Source organism: Burkholderia sp. JPY481, from assembly GCF_038900515.1.
GTDB lineage: Bacteria > Pseudomonadota > Gammaproteobacteria > Burkholderiales > Burkholderiaceae > Paraburkholderia > Paraburkholderia youngii.
In genome coordinates this window covers 698,369-711,177 of record NZ_JAYMRT010000001.1, presented here as the reverse complement: position 1 = coordinate 711,177, position 12,809 = coordinate 698,369, and the positions used below count along the sequence as shown (strand labels likewise).

Sequence of the window (12,809 nt, the reverse complement as noted above, 5' to 3'; positions counted from 1 at the left end):
CGGTCGTATTCAGCGATCCTGCATCGCAGGCGAGGGCGGCTCCGGCCGCCTTCGTCGTTTTTGCAGCGCGCGTCGCGGCAAACCGGCAACTACCGTGCACGAGGCATAATCAACGCTGTTCCGATCCGACAGCTAACGATGCCAGCTTCTCCCGCTTCTCCCGCCCCGTTCGAGTGGCCGCTTTCCCCCGATCCTTTCCTGTCGCTCGAAGAGCTGTACGACACCGACGCACTCGCATGGGTCGACGCGCAAAATGCGCGCACCCGCGCGGCGTGGTGCAGCGGCGCGTCGTTCGACGCGCTCAGACGCCGGCTCGCTGATGCGTATCTGCCGCGCGAGCGTCCGGTGATTCCGGATCGCTGGAAGGACTGGGCCTACGATCTGTGGCAGGACGCGAGCAATCCGCGCGGCATCTGGCGACGCACCGCGTGGACCGCATGGCGCGCCGGCGCGCCGGTCTGGCAGAACCTGCTCGACTTCGACGCGCTCGGCGCGGCCGAAGGCACGCCGTGGGTGTGCGTCGATCTCGACATCCTTTATCCGGACGGCGACCGCGCGCTGATCACGATGTCGCCGGGCGGCTCGGACGCGCTCGTCGTGCGCGAGTTCGATCTCGACGCGGGGCGTTTCGTCGATGATGGTTTCGCGATTGCGAAGGCGGGCAAGCACACGGTGTCGTGGATCGATCGCGATACGCTGTACGTCGGCTGGGACAACGGGCGCAAGACGCTGACGCGTTCCGGTTATCCACGCGACGTGCGGCGCTGGACCCGCGGCACCGCGCTCGCCGACGCGCCGATCGTGTTTCGCGGCGAGTTTGACGACATCGGCGTGGAGGCGAATTACGATCCGGTCGATCGCCGGCATACGGTGACGAGCAGCGTCGACTTTTTCGATTCGCACACCTATTACCTCGACCATGCCAGCGATGCCTGGCATCGTTATGAAGTGCCGTCGCATGTCGCGGTGGGGGCGTGGCAGGGCTGGCTGCTGCTCGAGCTACGGCTCGACTGGGACTGCGAGTGGGACGGCAATCGCGCGCGCTATCCTGGCGGCGCGCTGCTCGCGATTCGCGAGGACGCGTTTTTGCGCGGCGAGCGCGACGTGACGCCGCTTTTCACGCCGACGCCGCTGACCTCGGCCTGCGAGTGGTCGCATACGCGCCATCATCTGATCGTGTCGTACCTCGACGACGTACGCGGCAAGACGCTGATCTGGACGCCGTCGCAACGCGAGGACGGCACGTGGCACTGGCGCGAGCGCGTGTTCGCGTCGCGCGGCGATGCGCAAGTGGACGTGTCGCCGGTCGAGTCGACGCTTAACGACGAAGTGTTCGTCGACACCGACGATTATCTGCAACCGCCCGCCTACTGGCTCTCCGATCTCGCGCGCGACGAGCCCGGCGAATGGGAGTTGCTCGACCGTTGGCCGACGCAGTTCGACGCGACGAGCGTTGCCGTGACGCGTGGACATGCGGTATCGGCCGATGGCACGCGCATACCGTACACGGTGGTTGGGCCGAAGGAAGCATCGTCATCGCTGGGCGATCGACAACCGACGCGTCCGTGTCTGCTGAGCGGCTACGGTGGTTTCGCGATTCCGCTGCTGCCGAGCTATTTGACGGGGCAGGGTATCGGCTGGCTCGAACGCGGCGGCGTGTACGTGGTCGCGCATATCCGCGGCGGTGGCGAGTTCGGCACGCGCTGGCACACGGCGGCGCAGGGAGAACATCGCCAGCGCGCGTTCGATGATTTCATCGCGGTCGCCGAAGCGCTGATCGCGAGCGGCGTGACGAGCGCCGCGAAGCTCGGCATTCAGGGCGGCAGCAACGGCGGTCTGCTGGTGGCCGCCTGCATGGTGCAGCGGCCGGAGCTATTCGGCGCGGTCGTGTGCGAGGTGCCGTTGCTCGATATGAGCCGCTATCACCTCCTGCACGCGGGAGCGTCGTGGATCGACGAGTACGGCGACCCGGACGAACCCGATGAAGCGCGCGCGCTCGCCGCGTATTCGCCGTATCACAACGTCGCGGCGGGCGTCGCGTATCCGCCGGTGCTATTCATGACGTCGACCGCCGACGATCGCGTGCATCCCGGCCACGCGCGCAAGATGGCGGCGCGCATGCAGGCGCTGGGCGCGCAGAACGTGTGGTACCGGGAGAATACGGAAGGCGGACACGGCGGCTCCGATGAGCTGGAGCAGGCCGAGCATGATGCGATGGTGTTCGAGTTCTTGTGGGGTGTGCTGGGCGGCGCTTGAAGCGCCAGGAAAGCGAGGCCGCACTGCCTCGCTTCGTGGCTGTGTTCCGGATCAACCGAGCTGCGCGAACACCGGCGCGTGATCCGACGGCTGATCCCATTTGCGCGGCACCTTGTCGATGTCGCACGCCTTGCAGATGTCGGACAGCGCCTTCGACAGCAGGATGTGATCGATGCGCAGCCCCGCGTTGCGACGGAACGCCATCATCCGGTAGTCCCACCACGAATAGATCTTTTCCTGCTGCTCGAACTGGCGGAACGCGTCGAGCAGACCGAGGCCGATCAGCCGCACGAACGCCGCGCGCTCTTCGGGTGACACCAGATTCTGACCTTCCCATGCCTTGGGGTCGTGCACATCGCGATCTTCGGGTGCGATGTTGTAGTCGCCGAGCAGCGCGAGCTTCGGATGCAGTGTCATCTCGGCTGCCAGCCAGTCGTGCAGCGCGTCGAGCCAGCGCAGCTTGTATGCGAACTTGTCGGTGCCGGGTGCCTGACCGTTGGGGAAGTACGCGGAGATGATGCGCACGCCGTCGATGGTCGCCGCGATCACGCGCTGCTGCGGATCCTCGAAACCGGGGATGTTGCGCACGATGCTGGTTTCGTCGACGTTCAATCCTTCGCGCACCAGAATGCCGACACCGTTATAGGTTTTCTGACCCGCGTACCAGCTTCGATAGCCGACCGCCTCGAGTTCGGCGCGCGGAAACTTTTCGTCGGGGAGCTTCAGTTCCTGCAGGCACAGCACGTCGGTGCCGCTGCTCGCGAGCCAGTCGATGACGTGCTGCTGGCGGACTTTGAGGGAGTTGACGTTCCAGGTGGCGATTTTCACGAAAATATCCGATGCGTGCGTGATGAGAGCAAGGCGATTATAGCGGGGGCCTCGCCGGTCAAAGTCGGCGACATTCTACTTGCTGGGTGCGTCGCGTCTCGCGTGGAATGCGAGGCTGGCTCGCGTGTCTTGCGCTTACGGCGCAAGCTCATGTGTGTTCATCGAGGCTCGGGTTTCATGGCGACGACGTCGTTCGAGAAATGTTCCGCGCTTAAGTTTGACGTTTTGCTAGCAAGCTTATATAATCTTTTTTCTCTGACGCGGGGTGGAGCAGTCTGGCAGCTCGTCGGGCTCATAACCCGAAGGTCGTAGGTTCAAATCCTACCCCCGCAACCAAGCTTTGTTGAAAGCCCGCATCGCGCAAGCCATGCGGGCTTTTTGACTTTCAGCGCTTCATTTTGCTTTGTGCCGCTCGCTGCATATGCTGCGCGCGCGTGAACTGGCGCAACATGATTCGCGCTCGATCGAAGCCTCTAACCCATCATCACGCCCCGATCGCCCACTCCACCGCGGCCTGCGCATGTAACGCGGTGGTATCGAACACAGGCAGCACCGAATCTTCCGGCTTGATCAGCAGCGTGATTTCAGTGCACCCGAGTATCACCGCCTGCGCGCCACGCGCGGCCAGATGTTCGATCACGCGTTGATAGACCTCGCGCGACGCGTCGTCCACATTACCGTGGCATAGCTCGTCGTAAATGATGCGGTGCACGTCCGCGCGTTCGTCGTCATCAGGCACGAGCGTGTCGAGTCCATAGCGCTCGCGCAGCCGGCCCGTGTAGAACGTCTGCTCCATCGTGTAGCGCGTGCCGAGCAGACCAACGCGCTCGACGCCCGCCGCGCGCAACGCCGCGCCGGTCGGATCGGCGATGTGCAGGAACGGCACCGTGATGGCCTGCTCGATCGATTCGTACACGCGATGCATCGTGTTCGTCGCAAGAATCACGAGATCGGCGCCGCCGCGTTCGAGCTGGCGCGCGGCGCCGGCCATCTGTTCGCCGAGCGCGTGCCAGTCGCCGGCGCGCTGGTTCGCCTCGATCGACGCGAAATCGACGGTCAGCAGCAGACTGCGTGCGTTGTGATGGCCGCCGAGCCGCGCCTTCGCATGGCGATTCAGCAGCCGGTAATACTCGCTTGACGACTCCCAGCTCATTCCGCCGATCACGCCGATCGTTTTCATCTGTACGCTCCGTCAATGCATGGCCGAAACGGCGAGTATAGGCGCGTCGCATCGCATCGAGCCGGTACGGATTGCGGCCTGTACGCCGGTACGCATCGGCGCGCGCATTATTCTGGCGTCGATAGAATCGTAGCGAGTCCAAACGCGATCAACCGGAGCGAACATGGATCTGATCATCCGCCGCGCGACGCTGCCGCGCAGTGCCGCCCAGCAGTTCACGCAGCAGCCGTCCCCAGTCGACATCGGCATTGCCGCGGGTCGGATCGTCGCGCTCGAGCCGAACCTGGCCGCGAGCGCGCGCGACGAAATCGACGCGGCCGGTTCGCTCGTCACGCCGCCGTTCGTCGATCCGCATTTCCATATGGACGCGACGCTGTCGTACGGTTTGCCGCGCGTGAATGCGTCGGGCACGCTGCTCGAAGGCATCGCGCTATGGGGCGAGTTGAAGCCCGAGCTCACGCAGCAAGCGTTGATCGAACGCGCGATGCAGTATTGCGATTGGGCCGTCGCGCGCGGCCTGCTCGCGATCCGCAGCCACGTCGACGTGTGCGATCCGCGTCTGCTCGCGGTCGAAGCGTTGCTCGAAGTGAAGCGCCGCGTCGCGCCGTATCTCGATCTGCAGCTGGTCGCGTTTCCGCAGGACGGTCTGCTGCGCAGCGCCGGCGCGTTCGACAACCTTAAGCGCGCGATCGGCATGGGCGTCGACGTGGTCGGCGGCATTCCGCATTTCGAGCGCACGATGGCCGACGGCGCGCAGTCGGTGCGCATGCTGTGCGAGTACGCGGCTGGGCAGGGTCTGCGCGTCGACATGCATTGCGACGAATCGGACGATCCGCTGTCGCGTCACATCGAAACGCTCGCGGCCGAAACGCATCGGCTCGGCCTGCACGGACGCGTCACCGGTTCGCACCTGACGTCGATGCATTCGATGGACAACTACTACGTGAGCAAGCTGTTGCCGCTGATGCGCGAGTCGGGCGTCGCGGCGATCGCCAATCCGCTGATCAACATCACGCTGCAAGGCCGCAGCGACACCTACCCGAAACGGCGCGGCATGACGCGGGTGCCGGAGATGCTGGCCGCGGGCATCACGGTCGCATTCGGTCACGACTGCGTGATGGACCCGTGGTACAGCCTGGGCTCGGCCGACATGCTGGAAGTCGCGCAGATGGGCCTGCATGTCGCGCAGATGACCAGCGTCGACGGCATGCGCGCCTGTTTCGACGCGGTGACCGTGAACGCGGCGCGCATTCTCGGTCTGGAAGACTACGGCATCGCGCCCGGTTGCGCGGCCAATCTCGTCGTGCTCGATGCGCGCGACGAGATCGAGGCGATCCGTCTGCGCGCCGCGCGGCTCGCGGTGGTGAGCCGGGGCAGGGTGGTGAGCCGCGCGCCGGCCGCGCGCGCGTCGCTATCGATCGAAGGGCGGCCCGAGCAGGTCGATTTCAAGCTCTATCGCGCGTAGCGCGCTGTCTCGCGCATGAATGAAAAAACCGGCGGCCTGCTCGCGCAGACCGCCGGCTTTTCTATTGGCATCGCGACGCTCGAATCGCTCAGTGTGCGGCACCCGGCGCCATGCCGTTATGCCGCAGCAGCGCATCGATATTCGGCTCGCGGCCGCGGAACGCCTTGAACGATTCCATCGCCGGACGGCTGCCGCCCACTTCCAGAATCTCGCGACGATAGCGCATGCCGGTCGACTGATTGAGCACGCTGCCCGCGGCTTGCGCGGCTTCCTCGAACGCCGCGTACGCATCGGCCGACAGCACTTCCGCCCACTTGTAGCTGTAGTAGCCGGCCGCGTAACCGCCCGCGAAAATATGGCTGAACGTATTCGGCCAGCGCGAGAACGGCGCTTGCGGCACGACGTGGAAGCGTTCGTTGATTTCGCGCGCGAGTTCATTGGCGCTCTTCGCACCGTTCGCGTCGAAGCCCGTATGCAGTTGCATGTCGAACATCGAGAACACGATCTGCCGCAACGTGCCGAGACCGCTCTGGAAGTTCTTCGCGGCGAGCATCTTGTCGAACAGCTCGCGCGGCAGCGGCTTTCCGGTATCGACGTGCGAGGTCATGTCGGACAGCACGTCCCATTCCCAGCAGAAGTTCTCCATGAACTGCGACGGCAGTTCGACCGCATCCCATTCGACGCCGTTGATGCCCGACACGCCGAGCTCATCGACGCGCGTAAGCATGTGATGCAAGCCGTGGCCGAACTCGTGGAACAGCGTGATCACTTCGTCGTGCGTGAAGCAGGCGGGCTTGCTGCCGACCGGCGCCGAGAAATTACACGTCAGATACGCGACCGGCGTTTGCACCGCGCCGTGCGCGAGCTTGTGACGGCCGCGCGCGTCGTCCATCCAGGCGCCGCCGCGCTTGCCTTCGCGTGCATACAGGTCGAGATAGAACTGCGCGACGAGGCCGCCGTCCTGATTCTCGACGCGGAAAAAGCGCACGTCCGGATGCCAGACGGCTGCATCGTCGCGGCGGATGCGCACGCCGAACAGCGTCTCGGTGACCTTGAACAGACCTTTGAACACCGCGTCTTCGGGGAAGTACTGCTTCACTTCGTTTTCCGAGAACGAATAGCGCTTCTGGCGCAGACGCTCGGCGGCGAACGTCATGTCCCACGGCTGCAGATCGGTCATGCCGAGTTCGCTCGCGGCGAATTCGCGCAGCTCCTTCCAGTCCTGCTCCGCATGCGGACGCGCGCGCGTCGCAAGGTCTTCGAGGAAGGCCATCACCTGAGCCGGCGATTCGGCCATCTTCGGCGCGAGCGACACTTCGGCGAAGTTGCCGTAGCCGAGCATCTGCGCTTCTTCGGCGCGCAGCTTCAGTTCGTCCGCGAGCACCTGGGTGTTGTCCCACTCGCTCTTGCCGTTGCCGTACTGTGCGCCGAGCTCGGACGCGCGCGTCACGTACGCGCGATACATCGCTTCGCGCATCGGACGGTTTTCCGAGTACTGCATGACCGGGAAATACGAAGGGAAGTGCAGCGTGAACTTGTAGCCGGTCTTGCCGTCGCGCCCGGCGGCTTCCTTCGCGGCTTCGATCACGTCTTCGGGAAGGCCCGCCAGTTGCGCCTCGTTGCCCGCATCGACGATGTACGCATACGCGTTGGTCGCATCGAGCACGTGATCCGAAAACGCCTTCGACAGCGCCGCCTGGCGCTCCTGCAATTCGGCGAAACGCGGCTTCTGGTCTTCCGGCAACTCGGCGCCGGACAGGCGGAAGTCACGCAGCGCGTTGCTGAGGATCTTCTTGCGTTCGCCGTTCAGCGACGCAAACTCGTCGCTCGCGTTCAGTGCCTTGTACTTCTCGTAGAGCGCGAGATTCTGGCCGACGCTCGACCAGAATTCGGTCACGCGCGGCAGGTTCTCCCCGTACACGGCACGCAGCTCGGGCGTATCGGCAACGGCATTCAGATGGCCGATCACGCTCCACGCGCGCGACAGCGGCTCGGTGGCGCGCTCGACCGGTTCGACGACGTCGGCCCACGACGCGGGCGTGACCGGCAGCGCGGCACGCTCGACGGCGGCCGCCGCGTCGGCGAGCAGCACGTCGAGGGCGGGCGTCACGTGCTCGGGTCGGATGGAGCCAAAGCGCGGCAGATCGGAAAAATCGAGGAGCGGGTTGTCTTGAGGCGTGGCGGTAGTGGACATAGGGCTTCCTGTCTGACGCGGGTGAAGTGGGCGGTGCGGCGGCGTTCGTGCGAGTCGTCTGGTGGCGTGTCGCTCGACGATCGGCGCGCGGCGGCACCGGCTAACGACAGTATTGGGGCGGGAAGCGCCGATTCCAATCCATCGGCTGACAAATTAACAGATGTTGCGGTGCGCTGGCGCGCGTTGGGGCGGGGCGTGGGCCGCGGGGTCCGGCGGCGCGGTGATGATGGGGTGGTTCTGCGAGAGAGGAGGGCGGGAGACGACCCGGTGCACGAGACGGATGAGTCGCCTCACTCCGCCTCGCACTGACCGCGCGGCGATTACGCCTTGGCCGCGTTCGCCTCGCGCTCGGCTGCTTCGATCGTGTTGACGAGCAGCATCGTGATCGTCATTGGGCCGACGCCGCCCGGCACCGGCGTGATATGGCCGGCCACTTCCTTGACGCCCGCGAAGTCGACGTCGCCGCACAGCTTGCCGGCGTCGTCGCGATTCATGCCGACGTCGATCACGGTCGCGCCCGGCTTCACCATGTCCGCGGTCAGGATGTTACGCAGACCGGTCGCGGCGACCACGACATCGGCGTTGCGGGTGTGCGCGGCCAGATCGCGCGTCTTGCTGTGGCAGATCGTGACGGTCGCGCCCGCTTCGAGCAGCAGCAGCGCCATCGGCTTGCCGACAATGTTCGAGCGGCCGATCACCACCGCGTTGGCGCCCTTCAGCTCGATGCCGTAGGCCTCGAACATTTTCATCACGCCGTACGGCGTGCACGGACGGAATAGCGGCTGGCCGGTCAGCAACGCGCCCGCATTGGCGACGTGGAAACCGTCGACATCTTTCTCGGGCGCGATCGCCTCGATCACCTTGTGGCTGTCGATGTGCTTCGGCAGCGGCAGCTGCACGAGGATGCCGTGGATGGCCGGATCGCGGTTCAGCTCGTCGATGCGCGCGAGCAGCTCGGCTTCGGGCAGGTCGGCCGGATAGCGGTCGAACGACGAGCCGAGGCCGTTGTCGTGGCAGGCTTTCACCTTGTTGCGCACATACACTTCGCTGGCCGGATTGTCGCCGACCAGAATCACGGCGAGGCCCGGCTGATGGCCGCGGGCGGTCAGGGCTGCGGCGCGCGCCGCGACGTCGGCGCGCAGGGTCTTGGAGAGGGCGAGGCCGTCGATCAGTTTGGCAGTCATGGTCGGTCGAACGTTGAGTCGAGGTTGGAGATCGGGAATCGATTCGGGGCAGGCGGTTTGGGCTGGCGGGGCGAAGCGCTCGCGCGGAGGGCGCGCGCGACGGCGTGCTTCGGCTGCTCGACGAAGCCGGGTAGCCCGCGACAGGCGCGTTGCCGGTTCGGGCAAGGCGCCGCTGCAAAGTCCGACATTATACCGGCGCGACGGGCGTGCTTCCGCAGGGGATTCGCGGCGCGTGGAAGCGCACGGGAGGAGTGGGGCGGGACGTGTGACGGCAAGAAAGCGCAACGCGGGCGGCGGGGCAGGCCGCTCGAACGCCACGCGCACGCCGGACTCAGCGACGCTCACGCCGTCGCGAACCGGCGACGCAACCGCCGCATGGCGGTCACTTAGAGACGGCCCTCCGAGCGAAGGGCCGCCCATACCGACGTTACTGCGCGACGTTACTGCGCCGTTTGCGGCTTGTTCGACAGCGCGAGTCGCAGCAGATCGGCGACCGTGTTGACGTTCAGCTTTTCCATGATGTTCGCGCGATGCGCTTCGACCGTCTTGATGCTGATGCCGAGGTCGTCGGCGATCTGCTTGTTCAGGCGGCCCGCGATGATCCGCTCGAGCACCTGATGCTCACGCGCGGTCAGCTTGCCGAGGCGCTCGGCCGCGGCACGCTGCTGCTGGACGCTGGTGCTTTCACTGCGCGCCTTGTCGAGCATGCGCTCGACGAGCTTGCGCAGTTCGGCTTCGTCGAACGGCTTTTCGATGAAGTCCATCGCGCCTTTCTTCATCGTCGACACGGCCATCGGCACGTCGCCGTGGCCCGTCACGAAGATGATCGGCAGCGAAGCGTTGTCGGCGATCAGGCGTTCCTGCAACTCGAGCCCGCTCATGCCGGACATCCGCACGTCGAGGATCAGGCACGCGATCTGGCCCGGATGCTGATGCGGCTGCCATGCGTCGAGGAACTGTTCTGCGCTCAGGAAGCATTGAACGCGGTAGCCGTTCGCCTCCAGCAGCCAGCGCAGCGAATCTCGCACGGCCTCGTCGTCGTCGACGACAAAGACGGTTTCCTGGGTGGTGACTGGGCTGTTCATAGCTCTCCCGTAACGGTTTGTGGTGTCGGCGCCTCGGACCCGCCGTTGCTCGGGCCGTCAGGCTCCCCAATAGGCAGACTGCAATGGAACGTGGCACCCGTGATGTGGCCGTCGGACTCGACATTGTTGACCACCCACAGACGCCCGCGATGCGATTCGATAATCGAACGGCAAATGTTCAGCCCCATGCCCATGCCATCGGACTTGGTGCTGTAAAACGGTTCGAACAGACGCTCGGCGGTCGTTTCGTCGACGCCCGGCCCCTGATCGACGACGCTGATGCAAACGAAGCCGCTCTCCAGCCGCACGACTACCCGGATCACTGGGTCGACCGCGTTCGGGCGCGCTTCGGCCATCGCCTCGACGCCGTTCTTCAGCAGGTTCACCAGGACCTGCTCGATCAGCACCGGATCGACGTAGATCACCGGCAGCCGCGAGCGCAGATCGGTGACGATGCGAATCCGCCGCTTTCTTGCCTCGATTTCGGCGAGACCCACCGCGTCGGCGACGATATCCGCGACCCGCGTGGCCTGACGCTTCGGCTCGCTGCGCTTCACGAACTCGCGGATACGCTTGATGATCATGCCGGCGCGCACCGCCTGCTGTGCGGTCTTTTCGAGCACCGGCAGCAGATTGTCGGGCGTCGTCCGACCGGATTTAACCAGTGCGACGGTCCCGGAGCAATAGTTGTTGATCGCGGCGAGCGGCTGGTTCAATTCGTGCGCGAGCGACGAGGCCATTTCGCCCATCGTCATCAGGCGGCTCGTGAACTGCAGCTTCTCGTCCTGCTGGCGCGCCAGCTCCTGGGCGCGCTTGCGGGTCGTGATGTCGGTTGCGATCTGCATCTGCGCGAGATGGCCGTCGACCCACTGGATGTACTGGCGCCGCACCTCGAACCACTTCTGGATGCCGGGGATGTAGATTTCCTGCGCGTCGGCGGTGCTTTCGGTCAGCGCCGCGGCGGGCAGGCCGACGAAGGTGTCGACCATGTCGATCGAATCGGACGACGCCTGCGAGCTGTCGAAGCCGCCGCCCGCGAGTTCGAGGTGACCGTCCGGGCGGATGCCGAACAGATGCCGGTAGTAGCGGTTCGCGAACAGCAGTTCGGCTTCGTCGGCGGCGAGCACCGACACCGCCGCATCGAGGCTTTCGAGCACGGTCGTGAAGCGCTCATGGGCGGCGGCGAGTTCTTCGCGCGCGCGCTTCGGCTCGGTGATGTCGGTCATCGACGACATCCAGCCAGTCTGGCGGCCCGAGCTGTCGATCAGCGGCGACACGTAGAGCCGTGCGTGGAACGTCGAACCGTCCTTGCGCCGCACGCGCAGCTCGAAGCCGGACGAGGGCGCCTTGCCGCGCAGCGTCATGTCGAGCTGGCGCTGCATCTCCGGGTACGCGTCGCGCGGCCAGTACGCGAACGGCGCGCTCTTGCCGACGAGGTCGCTTTCGTCCCAGCCGGTCATGCGGCAGAACGCCGGGTTCACGTGCGTGATGCGGCCGTGCATGTCGAGCACGCGCATGCCGATCAGCACCGAGTTTTCCATTGCGCGGCGGAAAAACGCTTCCGCGTACAGCGCCTGCTGCGCCTCGAAGCGCTGCCGGGTGTGCTTCCACAGACTCCACAGGCTCCACAGCACGAAGCAGGAGAGGCCGGCGACCAGCCACACCAGCGTGTTGTTCGTGAAGTTGGTGATCTGCGGGAACGCGTATACGCGCACCGAGATGCCCTGGCCCGGCGGGTCGAGCGGCAGGTCGTAGAACATGTCGCGCGGCAGGCGCGGGCGGGTCGACGTGGTGGTCAACTCGCGGTTGTTCACGTCGATGATCGAGATCTTGTATTTGGCCGACAGCTCGGGCGGGATGTCGCGCTTCAGAATGCCTTCCACCGAGAACACCGCGGCGATCGTGCCGAGGAAATCGCGGTCGCGGAAGATCGGCGTTTGCAACGTGATGAAGCCGTTGCCGAGGTCGTCGTAGATAAGCGGCGAGTACACCTGGCGGCGCGTGTTGCGCGCCTCGGCGAAACCGGCTTTGACCGCTTCGTCCATTTGTGCGTCGTTGGGCCGCGCGAGCCGCTGGCCTAGCACCGGCGGCGCGGCATTGGGCCAGCGCGGCTGCTGCTGAGCGGTGTACCAGTTCATGTAGAGGATCTCGGGATGCCCCTGCATGATGTCCGTGGTGTTCACCTGGAACGAATGCTCGTCAGCATGGCCGGCGGCGAGGTCGCGCGCGAGCGCCTGAATCTGTTCCTGCGCGCCTGTCATCGACAGCCGGATCTGCTGCTGCGCCCACGCGACGTTGCGGTACAGCGTGTCTTCCTGCTGCTGCTGTTCGCGCCGGTTCAGACTCCAGAGAATCAGGCTCATGACGACCAGGAATACCAGGATCGACAGCAGCGGCGTCAGCAAATAGGAATTGGACCACCAGGGTCCGTGGTGCCAGCGCGGGGACGGCGACGAATCCGCCGGCGAACCCGCGGTGCGCGCCGAGCGAGAGAAAAGCCGTTCGGTCAACATGCGTGGCATTGTAGCTCAGCACGTCCCCGACAAATGACGCAAAAAAGCGCGGAAAGTGCAGTTAATCGGCGCAAACTAGCCGACGGATCGGTCTAACGGCAGTC

The 12,809-nt window shown here is 65.3% G+C and carries 8 protein-coding genes and 1 tRNA gene; 3 read left to right on the top strand and 6 right to left on the bottom strand.

The genetic code is table 11. The features are described 5' to 3' along the window. Positions 1-138: 138 nt before the first annotated feature. Positions 139-2,256 carry a prolyl oligopeptidase family serine peptidase gene (locus VSR82_RS03240; protein WP_498857482.1) on the top strand — a complete coding sequence of 706 codons (2,118 nt, stop codon included), beginning with the start codon at positions 139-141 and terminating at the stop codon, positions 2,254-2,256. A gap of 51 nt (positions 2,257-2,307) precedes the next feature. Here the strand turns inward: VSR82_RS03240 and xth are convergent, their stop codons facing one another. Further along, a complete protein-coding gene (xth, locus tag VSR82_RS03235) occupies positions 2,308-3,084 on the bottom strand; it encodes an exodeoxyribonuclease III (protein WP_429458745.1) in 777 nt (258 codons plus the stop codon). Between the two features lie 259 nt (positions 3,085-3,343). Here xth and VSR82_RS03230 point away from each other — a divergent pair. Continuing rightward, a tRNA-Met gene (locus tag VSR82_RS03230) sits at positions 3,344-3,420 on the top strand. Positions 3,421-3,568: 148 nt separating this feature from the next. Here VSR82_RS03230 and VSR82_RS03225 read toward each other — a convergent pair. Further along, the gene (locus VSR82_RS03225; protein ID WP_429458747.1) at positions 3,569-4,264 is read right to left on the bottom strand and encodes an aspartate/glutamate racemase family protein; all 696 of its coding nucleotides are present in this window, start codon (positions 4,262-4,264) and stop codon (positions 3,569-3,571) included. A gap of 163 nt (positions 4,265-4,427) precedes the next feature. On the opposite strand from VSR82_RS03225, the gene VSR82_RS03220 reads away from it, so the two are divergent. Then, on the top strand, positions 4,428-5,729 hold the full coding sequence (locus VSR82_RS03220; protein ID WP_429458749.1) for an amidohydrolase family protein: 1,302 nt from the start codon (positions 4,428-4,430) through the stop codon (positions 5,727-5,729). Between the two features lie 88 nt (positions 5,730-5,817). On the opposite strand, the gene VSR82_RS03215 is transcribed toward VSR82_RS03220, so the two are convergent. From VSR82_RS03215 to fixL, 4 genes are all read right to left on the bottom strand, one after another. Then, a complete protein-coding gene (locus VSR82_RS03215) occupies positions 5,818-7,923 on the bottom strand; it encodes a M3 family metallopeptidase (protein ID WP_498857481.1) in 2,106 nt (701 codons plus the stop codon). Positions 7,924-8,243: 320 nt separating this feature from the next. After that, on the bottom strand, positions 8,244-9,107 hold the full coding sequence (gene folD, locus VSR82_RS03210) for a bifunctional methylenetetrahydrofolate dehydrogenase/methenyltetrahydrofolate cyclohydrolase FolD (RefSeq protein ID WP_368586750.1): 864 nt from the start codon (positions 9,105-9,107) through the stop codon (positions 8,244-8,246). Positions 9,108-9,547: 440 nt separating this feature from the next. Then, entirely contained in the window at positions 9,548-10,192 is a 645-nt protein-coding gene (gene fixJ, locus VSR82_RS03205; RefSeq protein WP_008922736.1) for an oxygen response regulator transcription factor FixJ, read from the bottom strand. Continuing rightward, positions 10,189-12,705, bottom strand: a complete 2,517-nt coding sequence (gene fixL / locus VSR82_RS03200; RefSeq protein WP_217710116.1) for a PAS domain-containing sensor histidine kinase — start codon at positions 12,703-12,705, stop codon at positions 10,189-10,191. The genes fixJ and fixL overlap by 4 nt, the downstream gene beginning before the upstream one ends. Positions 12,706-12,809 lie beyond the last annotated feature (104 nt).